The sequence below is a fragment of the Antrihabitans spumae genome (genome assembly GCF_043944905.1).
Lineage (GTDB): Bacteria > Actinomycetota > Actinomycetes > Mycobacteriales > Mycobacteriaceae > Antrihabitans > Antrihabitans spumae.
In genome coordinates, this window is the sequence record NZ_JBIMSN010000003.1 from 81056 (window position 1) to 102854 (window position 21799).

General features: G+C 64.4%; 25 protein-coding genes and 4 tRNA genes. 20 read left to right on the forward strand and 9 right to left on the reverse strand.

Annotated features, from left to right (window positions below; all coding sequences use genetic code 11):
• Positions 1-8 precede the first annotated feature (8 nt).
• The gene (locus tag ACHIRB_RS01070; RefSeq protein ID WP_395123236.1) at positions 9-233 is read left to right on the forward strand and encodes a hypothetical protein; all 225 of its coding nucleotides are present in this window, start codon (positions 9-11) and stop codon (positions 231-233) included.
• Here ACHIRB_RS01070 and ACHIRB_RS01075 read toward each other — a convergent pair.
• Complete coding sequence (locus tag ACHIRB_RS01075) at positions 230-1546, reverse strand: alpha/beta hydrolase-fold protein (protein ID WP_395123292.1); 1317 nt, start codon at positions 1544-1546, stop codon at positions 230-232. The two genes, ACHIRB_RS01070 and ACHIRB_RS01075, sit on opposite strands and share 4 nt — an antisense overlap.
• A gap of 184 nt (positions 1547-1730) precedes the next feature.
• Here ACHIRB_RS01075 and fxlM point away from each other — a divergent pair, with 184 nt between their 5' ends.
• From fxlM to ACHIRB_RS01090, 3 genes are read left to right on the forward strand one after another with little or no spacing between them, the layout of a single operon-like run.
• Entirely contained in the window at positions 1731-2960 is a 1230-nt protein-coding gene (gene fxlM, locus ACHIRB_RS01080) for a methyltransferase, FxLD system (RefSeq protein ID WP_395123237.1), read from the forward strand.
• Between the two features lie 58 nt (positions 2961-3018).
• Positions 3019-4011, forward strand: a complete 993-nt coding sequence (locus ACHIRB_RS01085) for an o-succinylbenzoate synthase (protein WP_395123238.1) — start codon at positions 3019-3021, stop codon at positions 4009-4011.
• Between the two features lie 51 nt (positions 4012-4062).
• Positions 4063-4509, forward strand: coding sequence for a DUF6918 family protein (locus ACHIRB_RS01090; RefSeq protein WP_199703529.1), 447 nt, complete (start codon positions 4063-4065; stop codon positions 4507-4509).
• Positions 4510-4578: 69 nt separating this feature from the next.
• Here ACHIRB_RS01090 and ACHIRB_RS01095 read toward each other — a convergent pair whose 3' ends face one another.
• Complete coding sequence (locus ACHIRB_RS01095; RefSeq protein WP_395123239.1) at positions 4579-5415, reverse strand: siderophore-interacting protein; 837 nt, start codon at positions 5413-5415, stop codon at positions 4579-4581.
• A 91-nt stretch (positions 5416-5506) separates the two neighbouring features.
• Between ACHIRB_RS01095 and menD the strand changes: the two genes are divergently transcribed.
• Entirely contained in the window at positions 5507-7117 is a 1611-nt protein-coding gene (menD, locus tag ACHIRB_RS01100; RefSeq protein ID WP_395123240.1) for a 2-succinyl-5-enolpyruvyl-6-hydroxy-3-cyclohexene-1-carboxylic-acid synthase, read from the forward strand.
• Between the two features lies 1 nt (position 7118).
• On the opposite strand, the gene ACHIRB_RS01105 is transcribed toward menD, so the two are convergent.
• The gene (locus ACHIRB_RS01105) at positions 7119-7616 is read right to left on the reverse strand and encodes a DUF2505 domain-containing protein (protein WP_395113563.1); all 498 of its coding nucleotides are present in this window, start codon (positions 7614-7616) and stop codon (positions 7119-7121) included.
• Between the two features lie 61 nt (positions 7617-7677).
• Here ACHIRB_RS01105 and ACHIRB_RS01110 point away from each other — a divergent pair, with 61 nt between their 5' ends.
• The 3 genes from ACHIRB_RS01110 to ACHIRB_RS01120 all read left to right on the forward strand — a co-directional run bounded on the left by ACHIRB_RS01110 (position 7678) and on the right by ACHIRB_RS01120 (position 10068).
• Positions 7678-8115 carry a DUF3592 domain-containing protein gene (locus tag ACHIRB_RS01110; RefSeq protein WP_395113564.1) on the forward strand — a complete coding sequence of 146 codons (438 nt, stop codon included), beginning with the start codon at positions 7678-7680 and terminating at the stop codon, positions 8113-8115.
• Between the two features lie 62 nt (positions 8116-8177).
• The gene (locus tag ACHIRB_RS01115; RefSeq protein WP_395123241.1) at positions 8178-9326 is read left to right on the forward strand and encodes a glycosyltransferase family 4 protein; all 1149 of its coding nucleotides are present in this window, start codon (positions 8178-8180) and stop codon (positions 9324-9326) included.
• A 34-nt stretch (positions 9327-9360) separates the two neighbouring features.
• A complete protein-coding gene (locus ACHIRB_RS01120; RefSeq protein WP_199703524.1) occupies positions 9361-10068 on the forward strand; it encodes a demethylmenaquinone methyltransferase in 708 nt (235 codons plus the stop codon).
• 2 nt (positions 10069-10070) lie between these two features.
• On the opposite strand, the gene ACHIRB_RS01125 is transcribed toward ACHIRB_RS01120, so the two are convergent.
• From ACHIRB_RS01125 to ACHIRB_RS01145, 5 genes are all read right to left on the reverse strand, one after another.
• On the reverse strand, positions 10071-10433 hold the full coding sequence (locus ACHIRB_RS01125) for a YciI family protein (protein WP_199703523.1): 363 nt from the start codon (positions 10431-10433) through the stop codon (positions 10071-10073).
• 81 nt (positions 10434-10514) lie between these two features.
• On the reverse strand, positions 10515-10952 hold the full coding sequence (locus ACHIRB_RS01130; protein ID WP_395113566.1) for a DoxX family protein: 438 nt from the start codon (positions 10950-10952) through the stop codon (positions 10515-10517).
• Positions 10953-11096: 144 nt separating this feature from the next.
• Positions 11097-11543 carry a VOC family protein gene (locus tag ACHIRB_RS01135; protein ID WP_395123242.1) on the reverse strand — a complete coding sequence of 149 codons (447 nt, stop codon included), beginning with the start codon at positions 11541-11543 and terminating at the stop codon, positions 11097-11099.
• A 9-nt stretch (positions 11544-11552) separates the two neighbouring features.
• Entirely contained in the window at positions 11553-12029 is a 477-nt protein-coding gene (locus ACHIRB_RS01140; RefSeq protein ID WP_395123243.1) for a helix-turn-helix transcriptional regulator, read from the reverse strand.
• Positions 12029-13276 carry a geranylgeranyl reductase family protein gene (locus tag ACHIRB_RS01145; protein WP_395123244.1) on the reverse strand — a complete coding sequence of 416 codons (1248 nt, stop codon included), beginning with the start codon at positions 13274-13276 and terminating at the stop codon, positions 12029-12031. The genes ACHIRB_RS01140 and ACHIRB_RS01145 overlap by 1 nt, the downstream gene beginning before the upstream one ends.
• 183 nt (positions 13277-13459) lie before the next feature.
• On the opposite strand from ACHIRB_RS01145, the gene ACHIRB_RS01150 reads away from it, so the two are divergent.
• Together ACHIRB_RS01150 and htpX are read left to right on the forward strand one after the other, a co-directional pair.
• The gene (locus ACHIRB_RS01150; protein WP_443623742.1) at positions 13460-14470 is read left to right on the forward strand and encodes a polyprenyl synthetase family protein; all 1011 of its coding nucleotides are present in this window, start codon (positions 13460-13462) and stop codon (positions 14468-14470) included.
• Positions 14471-14561: 91 nt separating this feature from the next.
• On the forward strand, positions 14562-15428 hold the full coding sequence (gene htpX / locus ACHIRB_RS01155; RefSeq protein ID WP_199703517.1) for a zinc metalloprotease HtpX: 867 nt from the start codon (positions 14562-14564) through the stop codon (positions 15426-15428).
• A gap of 749 nt (positions 15429-16177) precedes the next feature.
• Here the strand turns inward: htpX and ACHIRB_RS01160 are convergent.
• Complete coding sequence (locus tag ACHIRB_RS01160) at positions 16178-16669, reverse strand: YajQ family cyclic di-GMP-binding protein (protein ID WP_199703516.1); 492 nt, start codon at positions 16667-16669, stop codon at positions 16178-16180.
• A gap of 154 nt (positions 16670-16823) precedes the next feature.
• Between ACHIRB_RS01160 and ACHIRB_RS01165 the strand changes: the two genes are divergently transcribed.
• The 10 genes from ACHIRB_RS01165 to rplA all read left to right on the forward strand — a co-directional run bounded on the left by ACHIRB_RS01165 (position 16824) and on the right by rplA (position 21773).
• Positions 16824-16906 (forward strand) — tRNA-Tyr (locus ACHIRB_RS01165).
• A gap of 199 nt (positions 16907-17105) precedes the next feature.
• Positions 17106-17178, forward strand: a tRNA-Thr gene (locus ACHIRB_RS01170).
• Between the two features lie 46 nt (positions 17179-17224).
• Positions 17225-17297: transfer RNA gene (locus ACHIRB_RS01175), tRNA-Met, on the forward strand.
• A gap of 78 nt (positions 17298-17375) precedes the next feature.
• Positions 17376-17540: a 50S ribosomal protein L33 gene (gene rpmG / locus ACHIRB_RS01180; protein WP_199703515.1), complete on the forward strand. Its 165-nt coding sequence runs from the start codon at positions 17376-17378 to the stop codon at positions 17538-17540.
• A gap of 150 nt (positions 17541-17690) precedes the next feature.
• Positions 17691-18692, forward strand: coding sequence for a fused (3R)-hydroxyacyl-ACP dehydratase subunits HadA/HadB (locus ACHIRB_RS01185; protein ID WP_395113594.1), 1002 nt, complete (start codon positions 17691-17693; stop codon positions 18690-18692).
• A gap of 189 nt (positions 18693-18881) precedes the next feature.
• Positions 18882-18954 (forward strand) — tRNA-Trp (locus ACHIRB_RS01190).
• 31 nt (positions 18955-18985) lie between these two features.
• Positions 18986-19429, forward strand: a complete 444-nt coding sequence (gene secE, locus ACHIRB_RS01195) for a preprotein translocase subunit SecE (protein WP_395113572.1) — start codon at positions 18986-18988, stop codon at positions 19427-19429.
• 83 nt (positions 19430-19512) lie between these two features.
• Positions 19513-20322, forward strand: coding sequence for a transcription termination/antitermination protein NusG (nusG, locus tag ACHIRB_RS01200; protein WP_395123245.1), 810 nt, complete (start codon positions 19513-19515; stop codon positions 20320-20322).
• 83 nt (positions 20323-20405) lie between these two features.
• A complete protein-coding gene (rplK, locus tag ACHIRB_RS01205) occupies positions 20406-20843 on the forward strand; it encodes a 50S ribosomal protein L11 (protein ID WP_199703512.1) in 438 nt (145 codons plus the stop codon).
• A 216-nt stretch (positions 20844-21059) separates the two neighbouring features.
• Positions 21060-21773, forward strand: coding sequence for a 50S ribosomal protein L1 (rplA, locus tag ACHIRB_RS01210; protein WP_395123246.1), 714 nt, complete (start codon positions 21060-21062; stop codon positions 21771-21773).
• Positions 21774-21799 lie beyond the last annotated feature (26 nt).

Sequence of the window (21799 nt, forward strand, 5' to 3'; positions counted from 1 at the left end):
AGGCGTATATGGGCATCATGGTCGGCTTTGTCGGGATTCTGCTTGTCGTCGCGGTCGTTGTGGAGGTACAGCGCAATCCCTTGCTCGGCGGTCGGTCGCTGGAGCCCTTCGTCGATCTCGCAGATCCCCTCGATCCCGACGCTGTGCCGCCCGAAGACATGCCGCCCGAGATCGCTTACACCCTGCTGCCGCACCATCCAGGGGGCATCGACCCCAACGCGTCGGCGGTCTAGCTGTCGGTTCCGATGTGGTCTGCCAGCCACGGCAGCGCGTCCGTGAAGGCCTGCGTCGCGAACTGCCACGTGTGACCACTCGAGACCGTATGGACGTCGCACGAAATCTGTTGCGCAGCTGCTTCTTTGCACAGGGTGTCGGCGGCGCCGAGTTCGCCGGTGTCGTGTATGTCGTCGTGTCCGCCGTAGCCACTCGGGGTCGACGTCGTCCTCGGTGGTGGATGGTAATTGCCGTTCTGTGGCCGCTTACCTCCGTTCGGAGGCGCACCGGTGTCCTCGAACCATCCCGAAACTCCAACGTAAGGGCCATGTTTCACCATGACGGTTGCGGGATCGTAGGCGTCCCACTGCGTGGCGTCGCCGTCGAAGAGTCGATCGATCGTCTGGTCCTTCGTCCCTGCCGTCGGTCCCGCATCGCCTGCGATGTCTTCGAACGTGGTGAACAGGTCCGGGTGCATGACCGTCAGATCGACCGCGCAGGTGCCGCCCATCGACCATCCGACGACACCCCAGTTCTCGGGTTTCGCGGAGGCGCCGAAGGTCGAGACGAGGTACTGCCGCACGTCGTCGGTGAGGTGGTCGGCGGCGTTCCCGCGAGGCCCGTCGACGCATTCGGTGTCGTTGTTGAAACTGCCGCCGGAGTCGACGAACACCAGGATCGGCGCCTGGCCGTTGTGGCTGCCTGCGTAGTCGTCGACAGTCTCGATCGCACCACCACTGCGCAACCAGTCTGCCGGAGTGTTGAATTCACCCGCAATCATCATCAACGCAGGCAAAGCGGGTGGTGTTGTGCCGGCGAACCAGGCGGGCGGCAGGTAGACGTACTCGGATCGGTGGGCGAAACCGCTTGCGTCGTCCGGTATGTCGACCTGCACGACCTTGCCGGTGTCCTGCACCGTGCCGCGTAGGCCCGCGAGATCGGCGACGTCGATTTCGTCGGGCAGCGGACCGGCCGTGAGCGCGCCCCATGCAGCCGACACGGTCGGGTAATAGCCGACCCATTCGTTGAGAACGACCAGGGCAGCGGCAAAACTCAAGGGCACCAACAGAATCGACAACGCTCGACGCCACCACCGCGTACCGCGCCAACCGAGAATCGCGACCGCTACTGCCGCGACGAAGCACCCTGTCCACAACCACAACTGCGGTGGAGCTGGGTCGGAGGCAAGGCCTTCGGAATCGACATACGTCCGCGCGGCAAGTGCCCCCGCGACGCCGATCGCGATGGCGATCGGCACCCACACATACCGCCATCGTCGAGTCCGCCAACCCACAGCCGCGACGGCGAGCACGACGGTCAGCAGCTTCACCATCGACGGGAACCAGCCGCCGAGCAACGAAATCCCCTGATGCACGCCGCGAGTCTCGTGGCTGACCCTGCGAACTGCCTGTGAAGCCCCTGCGGATCCGTCGTGTGTCGGGTTGGGGCCAAAATGGTTGCGGTCCGGGGATCGGGGGAACGTCGGAGTGAAGCAATCGAGGGCGGGGGAGCACAGCGTGGCAGAGCAGGGCGTGGCAGAAGAAAATGTGCCGATGTCGTCCGCACAGGCGCGGCAGCTGCTGGTCGACCGGATTCGAAGCGTCCGGTACGCCGGCACGGATGCTGTGGAGCAGGCGATGCGGAAGGTCGAACGACACGTGTTCGTGCCGGCGGTGTCGATTGCCGCGGCCTATGCCGACGACGTCGTGATCACCAAGCGCGATCGCGACGGTGCCGTCTCGAGTTCTGCGTCGATGCCGAGCCTGATGGCGCTGATGCTCGACCAGCTCGACATCCGTCCAGGGATGAAGGTCCTCGAGGTCGGCACGGGAACCGGATACAACGCAGCGCTGCTGGCATCCGTCGTCGGCGACCACGGCGCTGTGACGAGCATCGACATCGACGAAGAAGTCGTAAGCGGTGCGCGAGTTGCGTTGGACAACAATGGATTTGCAAGTGTCCGGACGGTGGTAGCCGATGGCGGGATCGGAGAGCCCGATGGTGCCCCGTACGACAGAATTATCGCGACAGTCGGCGCGTGGGACATTCCGCGCTCGTGGTACTCCCAGCTGGCCGACGGCGGCAAGCTCGTCGTCCCGCTGCGCTGGCGCGGACAATCGTGGAGTGTGGGGTTCGACTACCTCGGCGGACAGCTGCGCTCGTATTCGGCCGTGTCGTGCGGGTTCGTGCCGATGATCGGGCAGGAGGACGGCGAGCGCACCGAAATCATCTCCTCCGACGGTTTTGTTCAGCTCGTGGTCGATGCGGACCAGGCGATTACATCGGAGTCGCTTGTCGGGGTGCTGGATCAGGAAGGCGTCGAGCGGTGGTCCAAAGCCACGATCGGTGGAGGCGACAGCTTCGACGGGATTTGGCTTCGTATGAGTGCGACGGATCCGGGATGTTGTCGGCTGAGCGCTGCGCCGGAAGCGATCCAGCAGGGTCTGTGCCGGCCCGTTATTGCGCACCGCGATCCTGCTCTGGCCGACGCCACGTCGGTGGCCTACCTGACGGTTCGACCGCGGGGGTCGGGCCCCGAAGGTCCGCGGTTCGAACTCGGCGCCATCGGGCACGGTCCATCCGGCGCCGATCTGGCGCAGCGCCTGTGCTCGGCGATTTCCGACTGGGATCTGGACCGGACTGCGATACCGACAGTGGTCGCAGGTCCGGCGGGGTCTGCCTCCGGTGAGCGAGCGAGCGGCATGCGTATCGAGAAGACGTCGTCGTGGCTGGAGTTGTTCGTCTGACGGTGCGGACCGGCCCTGCGGATCCGTCGTGTGAGGGGTTGAGGCAAGAATGGGCAGCATGCCGATATTGCCCGCGCTCGACGACTTGCTTGCCGAGGTGCACGTCGTCACCCTCCCGATGCGGGTCCGGTTTCGTGGGATTACCCACCGCGAGGTCGTGCTGCTGCACGGACCTGCGGGCTGGGGTGAGTTCGCCCCGTTTCCCGAATACGACGACGACGAATCCGCCGCCTGGCTGCACTCCGCGATAGAGGCTGCGTGGACCGGTTTTCCCGAGCAGGTCCGCACGCGGGTTGCCGTCAATGCGACCGTCCCCGCAGTCGCGCCGAGCCAGGTGTCGTCCGTGCTCGCCCGCTTCCCGGGCGCGCGGACGGCAAAGGTCAAAGTCGCAGAGAAGGGGCAGTCCCTCGTCGACGATGTCCGTCGCGTCGCGGCGGTTCGCGAATACATCCCGAACGTGCGGATCGATGCCAACGGCGGCTGGACGGTCGAGGAGGCGGTCCGAGCGCTGTGCGTGCTGAGTGCGGACGTACCGCTCGAATACGCCGAACAACCGTGCGCGAGCGTCGAAGAACTCGTCGAGGTCAGGCGGCGGTTGCCCGAGGTGCGTATCGCCGCCGACGAGAGCATTCGCCGCGCCGACGATCCGTTGCGCGTCGCGCGTATGGGCGGTCTCGATGTCGCGGTAGTGAAGGTCGCCCCTCTCGGCGGCGTGCAGGCGCTGCTGTCGCTGGCAGCAGACCTCGAGTCGTTCGGGGTTCCGCTCGTCGTGTCGAGCGCCCTCGACTCGGCGGTCGGGATGAGTGCTGGGCTCGCGGCCGCAGCCAGTTTGCCGAATCTGGAGCTTGCGTGTGGGCTCGGGACAGGTGGCTTCTTCGAAACCGACGTCGCGCCGACGCCGGACTTTGTCGACGGCACCTTGGCTGTAGGTCGGATCGCTCCGGATTTGCTGCGGTTGCGTCGTCTCGCCGCTCGCGACGACCGCACTCGGTGGTGGATCGAGCGGTTGCGCAGGTGCTACGCAGTGCTGACCAGCGACGCCGCGACGTAGCCGTATAGTGTCGGGCGCCGGTAGTCGAAGATTGTTACGGAGGGCTTGAAAGTGGTTGCAGCACTGAAAGAAACGTTGCTCGACTCGTCGCGTCGCGACACCGTGATCGCAGAGGTGCGCGCACTGATCGACCTGGAGGTTTCGGAGAAGAAGGGTGCATCGGGTCTTGCCGTTCGAGGCGGCTATGCAGCCGTCAAGAAGGTCAGCCCGTCGATCGTCACCGAGGCGCTCGAGAAGCTGCTGCCCGAGTTCTTCGGTCGCCTCGAGCCGTTCTGGCAGGACTTCGGTGCAGCCGGCGGCGGCGAGTTCGGTGACTTCCTCGCAGCACGCGGTGACGAGGTGGCCGACGCGCTGCTGAGCGTCACCGACGAGCGGATCGAGGCGTCGAGCCGTCAGGCCGCCAAGAAGGTCTACAAGTCCATGCGGCCGTCGGCCAAGAAGAACGTGATCGAAGCACTGCCCCGATTGGGTGCGTTGGTCCAGCGTCACGCGGAGTAGGCCGCAAGCGGCTCGTGAGTCCTTTCGGAGGGCCCAACCTCCGAAAGGACTCACGACCGGCGAAGCCGCCTAGCCCGGCGCTGCCTTGCCGAGGCGCCAGTAACCGGTGAAAGTCACGTTGGCCTTCGGGACGTGGCGCTCGTTGACGAGGTGCCTGCGAAGGCCTGTCGCCAATTCCCTTTCCCCTGCCAAGAATGCGTAGCACGGTCCGTCTGGCAGCGTCGCCTTCTTCACCGCCTCGACGACCTCCACTCCCGGACGACCGTGCGCGTCTTTGCGGACGATCCAGTGGACGTTCGCGCCATCGGGTCCGGCAATCTCTTGGGCATCGTCGGCATGTGCAATCTCGATGAACGCTTCGATCCGCGCATCCTTCGGCGCTGAGTTCAGGATTCCCACGATCGCAGGCAGCGCGCTCTCGTCGCCCGCAAGCAGGTGCCAATCCACGTTGTCCACCGGGTTGTAGATCAGACCCTCGTCCAGCAGCGCGACCTCGTTGCCTGCCTCGACGCTGCTCGCCCACGCGGACGCGATACCTAGATCGCCGTGTGCCGCGTCGCCGTGAGTGACGAAGTCGATGTCGATCTCGGCGGTGTCGCCGAACTGGCCTTCACCTGCAGCCCGGAAGCTGCGGACCGTGTAGTTACGCACACCGGGCCGACTGTCCTTGCTCATCAGCAAGAACTGCGCGTACCAGAGGTTGCTCGCCTTGGTGGGGAGTCGGAGTTCGTCCTGGCCCTCGCGGGCGAAGAAGAAGCGGAACCACTGGTCGAAGCCCATCGGCGCGAACTGTGCGAGGCCTTCGCCGCCGACCGTGACGCGAACGAAGTTCGGACTGATCTGCTTCGATGCGAGGACCTTGGCCGTGAGAATGTGCCGTTCCTGCGGCTTGACGTACTTTGACATGGGCTTAGGTTAGCCTAAGCAGTGCAGCTCGGCGAGTCGCCGTGATCGAGCCGACAGAGCTGGACCGCGCACCGTCTGACAATCTGGACAGGTGAACCCGTCCACCGCTCAGGCCACCGTTGTCGTCGACGAACTCGTCCGCGGCGGCGTCGAGGACGTCGTTCTGTGCCCGGGTTCGCGCAATGCTCCGCTGGCTTTTGCGCTGCAGGCAGCCGACGCTGCCGGGCGGGTCCGGTTGCACATGCGCATCGACGAACGGACCGCAGGTTTCCTCGCAGTCGGACTCGCAATCTCGAGCGGTCGACCCGTGCCGATCGTGATGACCTCAGGAACCGCGGTCGCCAACCTCGGTCCTGCCGTCCTCGAAGCGAACTACGCACGTGTGCCGCTGGTGGTCCTCAGCGCCAACCGGCCCTACGAAATGCTCGGCACGGGTGCCAACCAGACCATCGAGCAACTCGGACTGTTCGGCAGTCAGGTTCGCGCCACGGTCAGCCTCGGGCTCGCCGAGGACGGTCTGGCCCAGAACAGTCAGTGGCGGTCGGCGGTCTGTCGGGTACTCGCAGCAGCGCGCGGAACGCGGTCGGGCAACGCAGGACCCGTGCACTTCGACATCCCACTGCGCGAACCACTGGTCCCCGGTCGCCATCCGGACGAGCTCACACCTGCAGGTCGGCCGAACGGTGCGGCGTGGACGACGACACAGAACGCGACGCTCGACGTACCGATCGACATCGACCTCTCGATCGACACCGTCGTCATCTCCGGCCACGGGTCGGGGCATCGGCCGGAACTTGCGGGCGTGCCGACCGTCGCCGAACCGACGGCACCTTTGCACGGTCCGCCGCTGCATCCGCTCGCGTTGCCGCTGCTGGAGCCACGCCAAGCCATCATCACGGGCCGCCCGACGCTGCATCGGCCGGTGGCGAAGTTGCTCGCCAACCCAGCTGTCGCAGTCTTTGCCCTGACCACCGGTCCACGCTGGCCAGACGTCTCCGGCAACGTCGTCGGCACCGGAACGCGCGCGGTTGTCACCGGATCGCCACGTGCAGCCTGGCTTGCGCGTTGTCAGAAGCTTGCGTCGCATGCCGATATTGCAGTCCGAGAACAACTTTCGCTGCACCCGAAGCCGACGGGCCTGCATGTGGCCGCTGTCGTCACCGACGCGATGGAACCGGGCGACCAACTTCTCCTCGGTGCGTCGAACCCGGTACGAGACGCGGCGCTCGTCAGCTACCCGAAGCCCGGCGTACGGGTGCTGTCGAACCGCGGCGTCGCGGGCATCGATGGCACGGTGTCGACCGCGGTCGGCGCGGCCCTCAAACACCCGGGGCGGACCGTCGCACTGATCGGCGACCTGACGTTCCTGCACGACGCGGCGGGGCTGCTCATGGGCATCGGCGAACCACGCCCGGACGACCTCACGATCGTCGTCGCCAACGACGACGGCGGCGGCATCTTCGAACTGCTCGAGCAGGGTGATCCGCAGTACGCGGGAGTGTTCGAGCGGGTCTTCGGCACGCCGCACGGAATGGACCTCGCCGCACTCTGCAGCGCGTATCGGGTCCCGCATCGGCTGGTCGATCCCGACCAATTGACCGAAGCGCTCGGCGTCGCCAACCACGGGGTTCGGGTGCTCGAAGTGACCACCGAACGGTCGGGTCTGCGCGAATTGCACGCGGCGGTGCGGGCAAGGCTGTGAACTAAGCCCGCTCCGCCAACCACTTCTCGACGTACTTGCGCTGACCGTCGAACATGTTGCCCATCATCTGCTCGACGAGTCGCTCGATCGCGCCTCCGACGATGCGAACCTTGACCTCGGCAGCTCCTTTGGCATGGATGACGGTGCCGTCGCCGTCGGCGTGCAGGACGAACGTTCCGTCGATTCCGCCCATGCCCTTGCTCGAGCGGCCCGAGAAGGTGCCGTTCGCGCGCTGGCCGTCGAACGTGGTCCAGGTATCGGTGTTGACCAACACGAGGTCGCCTTTGACCACCTTCCTGACCAGACCGGGCAAGGCGTCGCCGCCGACTTTGTTCGTCATCGTCGCGCTGATCGTCCCGGGAGCATCGGAGCGTGTTTCGACGGAGCCGTGCTCGGAATCCTTGAAAACCCAGTGCCAGAATTCGCTGTTGGTGAGAACACCGTGAACGACGGCAGGCGGCGCGGCGTAAGTGATCTTCGCCTCGAACGTGCGTGACATGGACGACGACGCTACCCCCAGCGGTGAGCTGCGGTGGCGTCGCCAACGGTAATCTGCGTCGGTGACCGCCTCGAGCCCCAACCTCCTACGACGGGTGCGGCTCGGTGTCTATGTCGTCTCGATCGCCCTTTCCGTGCTTGCCGTCGTGCTCGTTCTCGCAGCGTGGCGCGACGATCACACGATCGAGTCCGATCGGGGAGTTGCGACGGCCGAAGTGCTGTCCGCAGGCAGGCTGCGCTCTGCGGTGGCCTTCGTGACACCGGACGGTGTGACGCACAACCCACGTCTGGGTGTCCTGTATCCCACCAACCTGACCGTTGGCCAGCGGATCGACGTCGAATATTCGAAGGCCGACCCCGACCTGGTCCGCGTCGCAGGTCGCAATGCGAGCGTGGCGATCATTCCGGCAGCGTCGGTGATCGTCGTCGTGTGGGTGATTGCGCTGCCGACGCTGTACTACCTGCGTCGCCGCGCCCGCCGATCCGAAGCGTTCTCCTGAACTTCGCCTCGCGGCAACGTCACGGTGGCTACCCTGCGCAATCGCTGCGACAGGATCGAACCATGCGGATAGCCATAGTCGCAGAATCGTTCCTGCCGAATATGAACGGTGTAACCAACTCGGTGCTCCGAGTTCTCGAGCACCTCAAAAGGCAAGGTCACCAGGGGTTCGTCGTCGCGCCGGACACCGTCCGGTCGCTACCTCCCGCGCCGACTGAACACGATGGATTCCCCATCTACCGAGTGCCGGCGGTCATGGTCCCCAAGGTCAGTTCGCTCCCGGTCGGTCTGCCGCAACCGGGTATGACGGCGGCCTTGCGCGCGTTCGATCCGGACGTCGTTCACCTCGCGTCGCCGTTCCTGCTCGGTGCTGGTGGCCTCGGCGCCGCATTGCGCCTCGACGTCCCCGCGGTCGCGATCTATCAGACCGATGTCGCGGGCTTCGCCGAAAGCTACGGCCTCGGCCTGACCAGCCGCGCAGCATGGGGGTGGACCGCACGCATCCACCGGCGTGCTGCCCGTACGCTCGCTCCCTCGACGGCCGCGGTCGATGCCCTCGAACAGCACCGCATCCCGCGTGTGCACCGCTGGGGTCGGGGGGTCGACATCGATCGATTCAGCCCGACCGCACGCCGCGAGAGTCTGCGGGCGCAGTGGCTCGGCGCAGATCGGGACAAGTTGGTCGTCGGGTTCGTCGGCAGACTCGCGCCGGAGAAACACGTCGAACGACTGGCACCCCTTGCCCGTGATCCGCGCATCCAGCTTGTCGTCGTCGGCGACGGACCCGACCGTCCGTCGTTGGAACGGCTCTTGCCGGGAGCGGTGTTCATGGGCCAGCTCGGTGGTGCCGAGCTGGCACAGGCCTATGCGAGTCTCGACGTCTTCGTCCATCCGGGCGAGCACGAAACGTTCTGCCAGGCCGTTCAGGAAGCACTGTCCAGCGGCGTTCCTGTCATCGGACCCGACGCGGGTGGTCCGCGAGATCTCGTGTCGCACTGCCGAAACGGCTACCTGCTCCCCGTCGATCGGTTCACCGAACTGCTACCGAGCGCTGTGTCGGCACTCGCAGATCCCGATGGCCGCTCCAAATTCGGTGACGCTGCACGACGATCGGTCCTGCACCGGACGTGGCCCGCGGTCTGCGGCGAACTGATCGAGCACTACCGCGACGTGATCGGCGGAACCGCGGCGCAGTGGTCCCACACCGCGTAGTCGCCAAGCTTTCGGCGAAAGGTAGCTTTGAGGCGTGGCAAAGACTCAAGGCTCCCGGGCATCGCTCGAGAAGGATCCGACCGACGTAGCGGCAATGTTCGACGGCGTCGCGAAGCGCTACGACCTCACCAATACGGTGATCTCGCTCGGGCAGGACAAGTTGTGGCGACGTGCGACGCGCAAGGCGATCGCGCCGAAGACCGGTGAGCGGGTCCTCGATCTGGCCGCAGGTACAGGCGTGTCGACGGTCGAGATCGGGAAGTCCGGAGCCTGGTGCGTCGCAACGGATTTCTCGAAAGGAATGTTGAAAGCCGGACTGTCGCGCAACGTTCCGATGGTCGCGGGTGACGCCATGCACCTGCCGTTCGCCGACTCCGTATTCGACGTCGCAACAATCTCTTTCGGGCTACGCAACGTGTCCGATTTCGACGCCGGACTACGCGAGCTCGCTCGAGTGACCAAGCCGGGTGGGCGTTTGGTGATCTGCGAGTTCTCCACGCCAGTCTTCGCGCCGTTTCGCATCGCCTACCTCGAATATCTGATGAAAGCGCTGCCACAGGTCGCCCGGCGTGTCAGTAGCAACCCCGATGCCTACGTCTACCTCGCCGAATCGATCCGAGCCTGGCCGGATCAGGCGAAGCTGGCAGAGCACATCCAGGACGCAGGCTGGGGCGAAGTGCGGTGGCGCAACCTTTCCGGAGGCATCGTCGCGCTGCATGCCGCGACACTGCCGACGACGTAGGGCTAAGAGCTTTCGCCGTCGACGTACATCTGCCTGACCTCGACGTCGCCCTCCCACTCGGGCCAGTACTCCTTGTGCAGGTCGAGTAGCCAGCGGGCGTTGTCGAGAGCCTCCTCGTGCGAACTCAGGTTCTGGATCGCATAACCGCCGACGAGTTCTTTGGTCTCCGCATACGGTCCGTCCGTGATTTTGCCGTTCGTCAGCGTCAGCTTCGCGCCTCCGTCGCGAATGGTGCCCAACCCGCCGGCCTCGAGGATGACACCAGCCTTCATCTGCTCCTCGATAGCTGCGTTCATCGCGTCCTGCAGCGCCTGCGGCGGTTCGCCTTGCTCGCGTGCACTACGTATCCAGGTGAGGTATCGCATCGCATTTCTCCTCGAGGTGAAGTGTCGGCGAAAGCCCGATCTGCGGAAGGCAGATCGGGCCTTCTGGGGTGTAGGGGGTACTCAGCGTCCGATGATCGAGGCAACGATGGCGCGCACCCGGCCGTCACGCAGCCACAGTCCCAGCCAGACGAACACTCCCACGTAGGCGGCGGAGAGCACGGTGCTGAACAGCGGCTTCTCGTTCATCATGTTCAGCATCACCGCGCCACCGAAGTAGCTCGTCAGAAAGACCGCACCGAGGATCGAGGTGCGCGGCACGACGTAGAGCGCGATGCAGGCGAGCAGGATGGCACCGATCACCGGTACCTGACCGGTCGGAATACCGAGCGCAACACTGGCGTCCACGACTTCCTGGACCTGGGCGAGCTTGGACAGCGAGTCCAGCAGCAGAAGCGCGACCACGACGCCGCTGACGATGCGGCCTGCGAGGCGAGCCTTCGGCGACACCGTGTGTGCGGCGGCGGAAGCGGGGATGGCGGTTGCGATGGTGGCGGTCATGTCGATCTCCTTCGAGTGAACGTATCGGTGGTTTGGCTCCGGCTTTCGCCTGGCCTCACCAACACGTCGATCGACTCGACGCGATATCGACAGGGATCGCGAAAAACTTTCGGAACTGATTTTGCCGCGCCTTCGCCCGGACGGTCAGGCGAATTCGGCCGCGGTGTAGGTGTGGTCGCCAGGGACGTACTTGCGCTCGACGAGCACAAGCCAGTTGCCCGAGTTGTCGCGGATGATCGCCTCGACGCCGTAGGGCCGCTCCGCAGGCTCGGCGACCAACTCGACGCCCTTGGCCGCGAGTTCCTCACAGGTTTTACGGCAGTCCTTCGTGCTGAGCCCGAGGCCACCCGCCGAGCCGTTCGCAAGCGCGCGCCGGATCGCGTCGGCCATCCCGTCGTCGAGCGGGGGCCCCGGAATCATCAGTGTCACTTCGAGTTCCGGATGGTCCGGATGGGCGACCGTCACCCAACGGAACCCATCACCCATCGATACATCGGCGGTTTCGACGAAGCCGAGCTTGTCTGTGTAGAACTTCTTGGACTCGTCCTGGTCGGTGACATAGACGGTGACGAGGGAGACGTTGGTAATCATTGGATCAACTTATTCCGAAGACTCCTCCGCAGGCTTCTCCGGAATTGCTGGCTTGGTCCGCGCGGTCGGTGGACCGCCTGCCCTGTCGCTGAGGCCGTGCATGAACACGAAACAGCCCGGGATGTGGGGGACACCTGCTCCTGCAAACTTCGCTTGATAGGCAGACGGCGACACCCCGACGAGCGCACGGAACTTGCTGCTGAACGATCCGAGACTGCTGTACCCGACGAGGTCGCACACCTCGGTGACCGTCAAGTTCGTCGCGCGCAGCAAGTCCTGGGCCCGCTCGATTCTGCGTTCGGCCAGATACAGCGCCGGAGTCTTGCCGTAGGTCGCCGCGAAGCACCGCAGAAAGTGGTATTTCGATACGCCCGCGGCACGGGCGAGTTCGTCGAGATCGAGTTGCTCGCTGTAGCGCCTGTCGGCGAGATCGCGTGCGCGTCGCAAGTGCACCAGCAGGTCGTGTGCGACGGGTTGTGCCGTCATCAGCTGAACGGTGGGCGGCGATCGATTCGAAGTGATGCGCGACCCGAAGCTCGCCACGCGCGTGCGGTCGCGTCGACGTCCTCGTCCGTCACCAGATTGCCCATCACGCGAATTGCGATGCGCATCAGCGCTTTCGAACGCAAGACTGGGGGTCCGCCAGCGCGGACCGCACCGGGAACCGTCGCCAGACCGGCGAGTCGCCGCGCGATCGAAAAGGCCTTGCCGTAGCGCTGCCGCAGCAGCTCCGGCCAGATGTCGGTGAGGTCGGGTTCGTCGAGTAGGTCGACGATCAGCCTGCCACCTTCGAGCCCGTAGTCGATGCCCTCGCCGTTGAGTGGATTGACACATCCCGCCGCATCACCGATGAGCGCCCAGTTCTTGCCAGCGACGCCGGATACGGACCCACCCATCGGCAACAGCGCCGAGGACACCGCACGAATCGGTCCCTCGAATTGCCACTCCTCGCGACGCTTCTCGACATACAACTCGAGGAGCGGTTTGAGCGCGACGTTCGCAGGACGCTTGACGGTCGCCAGCGATCCGACCCCGATGTTCACCTCACCGGTCGCGAGCGGGAAAACCCAGCCGTAACCGGGTTGCAGTGCCCCGTCGCCGTCACGTAACTCGAGGTGTGACGTGATCCACTGATCGTCACTGCGCCCGGAGGTGACGTAGGCCCGAGCCGCGACGCCGTACGCGGTCTCGCGGTGCCAGGTGCGGCCGAGCTTCTTACCGAGCGGCGAGCGAACACCGTCGGCGACGATCAGCGAACGGCACGTAATGGTCCGGGTACCCGATGCCGTGGTGAATGTCACTGCACGCACCGAATCGCCGTCGCGTTCGACGTCGACCGCTTTGGCGCCCTCCACCATCCTGGCACCGGATTCCACGGCCGTTCGGCGCAGCCTATCGTCGAGTTCGGTTCTGGGAACGGCACTTCCGATGGTGGGCAGGGATCCGCCGGGCCATTCGAGCTCGACCTCACGGCCGAACCCCGCCAAACGCAGCCCACGGTTGGTCGCACGCTCGCGAACCCACTCGCCGAGACCGACATGATCGAGCTCGGCAATCGCACGCGGCGTCAGCCCGTCGCCGCACGTCTTGTCGCGTGGAAAGGTGGCCGCATCAGCAAGAACGACGTCACGGCCTGCCCGCGCAGCCCACGCAGCAGCGGCCGAACCGGCAGGTCCCGCACCGACGACGAGAACGTCGGTACCGATCGGAAACTCCTGCTGCTCCGAATCCACTACAGGCTCCACTTGGCTACATAGGACGTCATGGCTCCATCTTGACAGCCCGAGCGGGTGGACGCGTTTTCAGCCGCTGTGAGGGGTGCTCAGCAGGCATCGAGCGGACCGACGTCGGGGCCAACCGCTAGGTTCAATACCGTGAACCTCGATGCGTCACCGACAGAAGGAACGAGCACCGGGATAGTGAGCGAAGAGAGCACGGTCGTCGCAGGGGTCGATCTGATCGACCCCACGCTGGCCGCGAAGGTCCGCGATGGCCTCGAGAGGGTCGAGAAGCTGCTCGTCAGCGAACTGTCCGACGGTGAGGATTTCCTGACCGAGGCAGCGCTGCACCTCGCCAAGGCGGGCGGCAAGAGGTTCCGGCCACTCTTCACGATCCTGACCGCTCAACTCGGACCCAAGCCGTACGACCCAGGGATCATCACGGCCGCGACGGTCGTCGAGTTGGTCCACCTCGCGACCCTGTATCACGACGACGTCATGGACGAAGCGACGATGCGACGGGGAGCGCCGAGCGCGAACGCTCGCTGGGGCAACAATGTCGCGATCCTCGCGGGCGACTACCTGTTCGCCCACGCGTCGCGACTGGTGTCCACACTCGGACCCGAAGCGGTCCGCATCATCGCCGAGACCTTCGCGGAACTCGTCACCGGCCAGATGCGCGAAACCATCGGCGTCAAAGAGATGCAGGATCCGGTCGAGCACTACCTACGGGTCGTGTGGGAGAAGACCGGTTCGCTGATCGCAGCATCCGGCAGATTCGGTGGCACCTTCTCCGGCGCGACGGCAGATCATGTCGCCCGTCTCGAACGACTCGGCGACGCTGTCGGAACCGCATTCCAGATTTCCGACGACATCATCGACATCGCGTCGGTCTCCGAGCAGTCCGGTAAAACGCCCGGCACCGATCTACGCGAAGGCGTCCACACGCTGCCGGTGCTGTTCGCGCTGCGCGAAGAAGGCCCCGCGGGCGACCGCCTTCGGCAGTTGCTCTCCGGACCTGTCGATTCCGACGACGACGTTGCCGAAGCACTCACGCTGCTCCGCGGGTCTCAGGGCATGCAGCTGGCCAAGGAGAAGCTCGCAGGCTACGCCGACCTCGCACGCGCCGAGCTTGCGCAACTGCCGCAGGGAATCGGGAACGAGGCGCTCAAACGACTCGTGGATTACACGATCGAGCGCGTCGGCTGAGCCGTCGCGAGTAACGTCTCCTACGCGCCGGGAACTGTGTCACCCGGCGGCTTCGTTGGCTGTATGACGGTGACGAAGAAATGGGGCACGAGTGCACGGCTACGCAAACGGCTTGAAGACGTTCGGGCTGCTGGTCGGCATGTCCGCGTTGATCGTGTTTGCGGGCGCGATGTTCCGCAACAGCACAATTCTGATCATCGCGATCGTTCTCGCTGTCGCGATGAACGGCTACGCGTACTTTGCCAGCGACAAGCTCGCGCTGCGAGCGATGCATGCCCAACCCATCACCGAGGTCGAGGCGCCGGTGATCTACCGCATCGTGCGCGAACTGGCGACCACAGCTCACCAGCCGATGCCGCGGCTCTACATCAGCCCGACCAACGCGCCCAACGCGTTTGCGACCGGACGTAGCCCACGGCACGCGGCCGTGTGCTGCACCAGCGGAATTCTGCAGATCCTCGACGAACGCGAACTACGCGCGGTGCTCGGCCACGAACTGTCCCATGTCTACAACCGCGACATTCTCATCTCATCCGTAGCGGGGGCGATGGCAGCGGTGATCTCCGGCCTCGCCAACCTCGCAATCTTCGCCTCGATGTTCGGCGGCCGCGGCAACGGAGGCGGACCGAACATGCTCGGTGTGTTGCTCGTCTCGCTGCTGGGTCCGATCGCCGCAACGGTCGTCAAACTCGCGGTCTCCAGATCGCGTGAGTACCAAGCTGATCAATCCGGTGCCGAGCTGACAGGTGATCCCCTCGCCCTCGCATCCGCGCTGCGCAAACTCGAACTGGGAGTCAGCGCGGCACCACTGCCGCCGGAGCCGCGCCTGGCGGCGCAGTCGCACATGATGATCGCCAACCCATTCCGCGGCGGCGAGCGCATCGGGAAGATGTTCGCTACCCACCCGCCGATGGCCGACCGCATCGCCAGGCTGGAAGCGATGGCACGGGGGGAGTAGGGATGGCTGTGACACTGGACCTCGTGTGCGCTCGGTCGGGTTCGGCGCGCCCCTAGATGCCGTCTTCCCTCGTCGGCTCGCGCTGCGCGCATCGCTCCTCAGTCCAGACGACGCCGGCGCGCCGAACGGCGGCGGTCTCTGTAGGGCTGCGCGATTCGGTGGAGCGAATGTGGCACTGGTCCCGCGGGGCGGTACGGGTGTCGCATTGGCTCCGCGATATTGCGGCGTGAGGGTGGCGCTGACGTCGTCCAGCAGGGTGAGGGGCGCCCCGACCCCGCCTGAATGGTTGCGGCGATCCGGGTTTGTGCGGAGTGAGGGTGGCGCTGACGCTGCTGGGTGGAGTGAGGGGCGCCCTGGCTCCGTGTGGGGTTGCGGCGATTCGGTGGAGCGAATGTGGCACTGGTCCCGCTGAGCGGTACGAATGTCGCATTGGTTCCAGGTTTGTGCGGAGTGGGGTGGCGCTGATGTCGTCCAGCAGGGTGAGGGGCGCCCCGACCCCGCCTGAATGGTTGCGGGGCCGGCGCAGCCTGGACTGAGGAGCGATGCGCGAAGCGCGAGCCGACGAGGGAAGGCTGCGCCTAGAGGCCCAGCAACCCCTGCCCGAGCGCAGGCGAGGGCCAGTGTCACCTGAATGGTTGTGGGGCCGGCGCAGCCTGGACTGAGGAGCGATGCGCGAAGCGCGAGCCGACGAGGGAAGGCTGCGCCTAGAGGCCCAGCAACCCCCGCCCGAGCGCAGGCGAGGGCCAAACTTACCGATAGTTCACAAACTGCAGCGCGATGCCGAAGTCTTCGTTGCGTAGCAGTGCCTGCACGGCTTGCAGGTCGTCGCGCTTCTTGCTGCTGACGCGGAGCTCTTCGCCCTGGATCTGGGCTTTCACGCCCTTGGGGCCTTCGTCGCGGATCTTCTTGGTGATCTTCTTCGCGTTCTCGGTCGTGATGCCCTGTACCAGGGTGCCGGTGATCTTGTAGATCTTGCCGGATTGGACGGGCTCGCCCGCGTCGAAGGCCTTGAGCGAGATGTCGCGGCGGATCAGCTTCTCCTTGAAGACGTCGAGTGCGGCTTTGACGCGCTCTTCGGCTTCGGCGGTGAGGACGATCGCCTCCTCGCCGGACCAGTCGATGCCTGCGCCGGTGCCTCGGAAGTCGTAGCGCGTCGTCAGCTCTTTGGCTGCCTGGTGCAATGCGTTGTCGACCTCTTGACGATCGACCTTGCTGACGACGTCGAAGGATGAATCGGCCACTAAGTGCTCCTCGATGAGTTGTTTGGTCCCGACGTTATCGTTGCGCGCACGGCGCTGGCCACCCGGTTTGGTATTCGGGTGCGGGTTCGTTGTATTCTGCTCTGCGCGAGGAAGCAATACTTCGAACCTGGGTTCGAGAACGCTGAACGCGAATGGCAGATTGCCCGAGCGGCCAATGGGAGCGGACTGTAAATCCGTCGGCTTATGCCTACGTAGGTTCGAATCCTACATCTGCCACACCGAAGAAAATGCCCCGTGATCTGCCGCTGCGCAGGTTCGCGGGGCGTTTTCGTTGGTGCGAACGAGGGCTGCGCCGGTGTGCGTCGCACCACCCCTGACCTAACGGTTTGGCGTGTGGCCGCCACACTGTGTAACCTCTTGAAGGCTTCAAGCGCACCATGAAATGCTGGATAATTCTTGGTGCGGGCGTTGCCATGCCCCCTTAGCTCAGTCGGTAGAGCGTTTCCATGGTAAGGAAAAGGTCAACGGTTCGATTCCGTTAGGGGGCTCGCTGGATTGCGGTGCTGCATCGGTTAGGTGCAGTGTCAGATACCTGGCGGTGTAGCTCAGTCGGTAGAGCAAACGACTCATAATCGTTGTGTCGCCGGTTCAAGTCCGGCCATCGCTACAACATGAACGAAACCTGATCGAACCAGATCAGCCCTGATCGAACCAGATCAGAGACTTACTCGAAAGAAGGCGTCCCGTGGCCTCGACCGACGTTCGGCCCAAGATCACCTTGGCGTGCGTGGAATGCAAGCACCGTAACTACATCACCAAGAAGAACCGGCGTAACGATCCGGATCGTCTGGAACTGAAGAAGTTCTGCCCGAACTGCGGCACCCACAGGGCGCACCGCGAGTCTCGCTAACTCCCTTCGTTCCGGTAGACGGTTGCACGTGGGGATGCCGACACGCCGGACCCGCGCGACGCGGCGTCCAACGTAGATAGGTAGATTTCCCACGTGACAAACAACGTTGTTTCGGACACAGTCGAAGACGTTTACGCCCAGACCGAAGCTATGGTCGGGCACCACTATCGCGTCGACGACTACTACGAGGTCGGGCGCGAGAAGGTTCGTGAATACGCCCGCGCCGTTCAGGACTACCACCCGGTGCACTGGGACGAGAACACCGCTCAGGAATTCGGCTACGACGGCCTGCTTGCGCCGTTGACCTTCATTTCTCTGGTCGGAATTCTGGCGCAGAAGCGACTTTTCGACACGGTCGTGACCGGTTACGACGCGAGCCAGATCATGCAGACCGACCAGGTGCTGGAGTTTCACAAGCCCATCAAGGTCGGCGATCAGCTGACCTGCGAGGTGTACCTCGATTCGTTCCGTCGCGCGCCCCAGGGTGCAGGGATCATCGTGACCAAGAACATCGTCACCGATCAGAACGACGAACTCGTGCAGACGACGTACACGACTCTTGTTGGCCGCGCCGGTGAGGCGATCGACGAGAACCTCGAGCACGCGGTCAAGGACGTCATGATGCACGGCGTCGGCTCCGACGCCCCATCCCATCTGCCGAAGCCGAAGTTGGCGAAGGGCGAGCCCGCGACCGCTGCTGTAGCGCCGATCGATGCTCCGGCAAGCAAGCACGCACGCGACTTCGACACGGTGTCGGTCGGCGACGAACTCCCACCGCGCACTGTTCGGTTGACGCGTGGCGACCTCGTCAACTACGCCGGTGTTTCCGGTGACGCCAATCCCATTCACTGGAGCGACACGGTCACCAAGCTCGTCGACCTGGACAACGTTGTCGCACACGGAATGCTGACGATGGGCCTCGGCGCGGGCTTCGTGACGTCGTGGCTCGGTGATCCCGGTGCGGTTCGCGAATACAACGTGCGTTTCACAAGTCCGGTGTACGTGGATCCGCAGAAGGCTGCGGAGATCGAGTACACGGGCAAGGTGAAGTCTGTCGATGCGGAGTCGAAGACCGCCGTCGTCGCTATCACTGCCAAGTTCGAGGGCAGGCGAATTTTCGGCCGGGCGACGGCGACCGTCAAGCTGGCTTAGCCGCGATTTCGGTCGGGCGCGGGCAGTAACGTACACTAAGTTTTCTGGGTTTTCTCAGCGCTGCGCGCTGCCCTGTAGTGCTGGTTCAGGCTACCGAGGGTGGCGCGCATCGTATGTGAACCCAGAGCGGACGGTTCGAAAGTTCGATTTCACCGCAGCGCGGTGGGGCCAGCAATTCGATCCGACCGAAGGGGCGTAGCTCAACTGGCAGAGCAGCGGTCTCCAAAACCGCAGGTTGCAGGTTCAAGTCCTGTCGCCCCTGCCCTGGATGTCAGCGACTGAGAGGATCGACGGTGAGCGACGAGCGCGACACGCGCGACGGCGGCGACGCGGAGGACAAGGTCTCCGGCAACGCCGACCCGACTGCAGATGACGCGACCGAGCAGGCCGAAGCCTCGGTGAGTCGGCCGAGCGGCAAGCGGTCGAGTCGCAGGACGCGAACAGCGGAGTCTTCGGACTCGGCAGCGTCGTCCGCAGTGGCAACGGTCCGCAGGCCTCGGCCTGCAGGTGCGAGATCGTCCGCGACCGCGAGCAGGACCAAGCAGGAGAACGTCTTCAAGCGGTTGCGCCGGTTCCTGCGCGAAGTGATTGCCGAACTGCGCAAGGTGATCTGGCCGAACCGCAAGCAGATGGTCACCTACACAAGTGTTGTGCTGGTGTTCGTGGTCTTCATGGTTGCCTACATCAGCGGATTGGACCTGGCGTTCATCAAGGGCGTCAGCTGGCTGTTCGGATAGACAGGAGCGGAGCCTGCGGGAGCGACCACCACAACTGCCGGCGCCCCACAGACCTACGTGACGACTAAGGAAGCGATTGCCAAGTGAGCACCCCGGAGAACGGCTCGACCCCGCAGGTTACCGACGAGGCCTCGGCCGATGAGCAGATCGTCCTCGACGAGGTGGCCTCCGATGACGCTGTCGCGGATGCGCCCGACGACGATGTGACGGCTGCCGAGGTCGTTGTCGACGAGGTGACGGGCGAAGAGGTCGAAGCCGAACCCGAAGAGCCTGTCGATCCCGTTGCGGAGATGAAGGCGGCGCTCAAGCGAGCCCACGGTGATTGGTACGTCATTCACTCCTACGCCGGTTACGAGAACAAGGTCAAAGCCAACCTCGAGACCCGCGTTCAGAACCTCGACGTCGGCGACTACATCTTCCAGGTCGAAGTTCCGACCGAAGAGGTAACCGAAATCAAGAACGGCCAGCGTAAGCAGGTCAACCGCAAGGTGCTGCCCGGTTACATCCTGGTTCGTATGGAACTCAACGACGAATCGTGGGGCGCGGTGCGTAACACTCCCGGCGTAACCGGGTTCGTCGGAGCAACGTCACGACCGTCACCGCTGTCGATCGACGACGTCGTGAAGTTCCTGCTTCCGCAGGGAACTCAGAAGAAGGCCGCTGCCGGCACCGCCGGCGGGACGGAATCCACGTCCGCCGCGTCGACGAAGTCGGTCATCGAGGTCGATTTCGAGGTCGGCGAGTCCGTCACGGTCATGGACGGTCCGTTCGCGACCTTGCCCGCCAGCATCAGCGAGGTCAACGCCGAGCAGCAGAAGCTCAAGGTGCTCGTGTCGATCTTCGGTCGCGAGACGCCCGTCGAGCTCGGCTTCACCCAGGTCGCGAAGATCTGACCCGCGGAATAGTCGGCCACTCAAAAGACTTGCACTGCTAGCGCAAGAAACCCGAGCAATACACAAACAAGGAAACACGAGAGATGCCCCCCAAGAAGAAGAAGAAGCTCGCCGGGATCATCAAGCTTCAGATCCAGGCCGGTATGGCGAACCCAGCTCCTCCAGTGGGTCCCGCGCTCGGCCAGCACGGCGTCAACATCATGGAATTCTGCAAGGCGTACAACGCGGCGACCGAGTCGCAGCGTGGCAACGTCGTGCCTGTCGAGATCTCGGTGTACGAGGATCGGACCTTCGACTTCAAGTTGAAGACTCCGCCTGCTGCCCGCCTGCTGCTCAAGGCTGCCGGTGTGCAGAAGGGTTCCGGCGAACCGCACAAGACCAAGGTCGCCAAGGTGACCATGGATCAGGTTCGTGAGATCGCGAAGACGAAGCAGGAAGACCTGAACTCGAACGACATCGAAGCGGCCGCGAAGATCATTGCGGGCACAGCGCGTTCGATGGGTATCACGGTCGAGGGATAGCACTACCTGGGGTGGCGAGCCCCAAGCGAAGCGAGCCGGCCGAGTCTGGACTGAGGAGCGAAACGCGCGAAGCGCGAAGCGACGAGGGAAGACGAGGCCGATAGGCGAGCGGAGCACGTTCTGAGCCGAAGGCGAAGGACAAATCGAACACAGTGGGAGAGCCGGCCAGGCTCGTAAACCACAACTGCCGAATACAAGAGCGTAAGGACAGAGAACATGGCAAAAAGAAGTAAGGCGTATCTCGAAGCCGCAGCGAAGGTGGATCAGAGCGTTCTGTACAGCCCGCTGCAGGCAGCGAAGCTTGCGAAGGACACCGCGACGAAGAACACGGACGCAACCGTCGAGGTTGCCGTTCGGCTCGGCGTGGATCCACGCAAGGCGGATCAGATGGTTCGCGGCACGGTCAACCTTCCCCACGGCACGGGCAAGACCGCTCGGGTGATCGTGTTCGCCGCAGGCGAGAAGGCTGTCGAAGCTGAGGCCGCTGGTGCGGACGCAGTCGGCGCCGAGGATCTGATCGAGCGTATTCAGGGTGGCTGGCTCGATTTCGACGCCGCTATCGCGACGCCGGATCAGATGGCCAAGGTCGGCCGTATCGCGCGTGTCCTCGGACCGCGTGGTTTGATGCCGAACCCGAAGACCGGCACGGTCACGATGGACGTCACGAAGGCTGTCAACGACATCAAGGGCGGCAAGATCAACTTCCGCGTCGACAAGCAGGCAAACCTGCACTTCGTCATCGGCAAGGCGTCGTTCGACGACACCCAGCTGGTTGCGAATTACGGTGCGGCACTGGAGGAGATCCTCCGTGCGAAGCCGTCGTCGGCCAAGGGTCGCTACGTGAAGAAGGTTACGGTTTCGACCACCACCGGTCCGGGCATCCCGGTGGATCCGAACCGTACCCGCAACCTCCTCGAGGATGCCGAGTAGCAAGTCCTTCCACAGAATCGACGGCC

Coding starts and splice junctions, on each gene's coding strand:
- ACHIRB_RS01105 (WP_395113563.1), bottom strand. CDS start 7,616: ATGTCACGCACGTTCGAGGCGAAGATCACTTACGCCGCGCCGCCTGCC.
- ACHIRB_RS01185 (WP_395113594.1), top strand. CDS start 17,691: ATGGTCGGGCACCACTATCGCGTCGACGACTACTACGAGGTCGGGCGC.
- ACHIRB_RS01130 (WP_395113566.1), bottom strand. CDS start 10,952: ATGACCGCCACCATCGCAACCGCCATCCCCGCTTCCGCCGCCGCACAC.
- ACHIRB_RS01070 (WP_395123236.1), top strand. CDS start 9: ATGGGCATCATGGTCGGCTTTGTCGGGATTCTGCTTGTCGTCGCGGTC.
- ACHIRB_RS01095 (WP_395123239.1), bottom strand. CDS start 5,415: ATGTCAAAGTACGTCAAGCCGCAGGAACGGCACATTCTCACGGCCAAG.
- rplA (WP_395123246.1), top strand. CDS start 21,060: ATGGCAAAAAGAAGTAAGGCGTATCTCGAAGCCGCAGCGAAGGTGGAT.
- ACHIRB_RS01135 (WP_395123242.1), bottom strand. CDS start 11,543: ATGATTACCAACGTCTCCCTCGTCACCGTCTATGTCACCGACCAGGAC.
- ACHIRB_RS01125 (WP_199703523.1), bottom strand. CDS start 10,433: ATGCGATACCTCACCTGGATACGTAGTGCACGCGAGCAAGGCGAACCG.
- ACHIRB_RS01115 (WP_395123241.1), top strand. CDS start 8,178: ATGCGGATAGCCATAGTCGCAGAATCGTTCCTGCCGAATATGAACGGT.
- ACHIRB_RS01140 (WP_395123243.1), bottom strand. CDS start 12,029: ATGACGGCACAACCCGTCGCACACGACCTGCTGGTGCACTTGCGACGC.
- rplK (WP_199703512.1), top strand. CDS start 20,406: ATGCCCCCCAAGAAGAAGAAGAAGCTCGCCGGGATCATCAAGCTTCAG.
- ACHIRB_RS01075 (WP_395123292.1), bottom strand. CDS start 1,546: ATGGTGAAGCTGCTGACCGTCGTGCTCGCCGTCGCGGCTGTGGGTTGG.
- ACHIRB_RS01085 (WP_395123238.1), top strand. CDS start 3,019: ATGCCGATATTGCCCGCGCTCGACGACTTGCTTGCCGAGGTGCACGTC.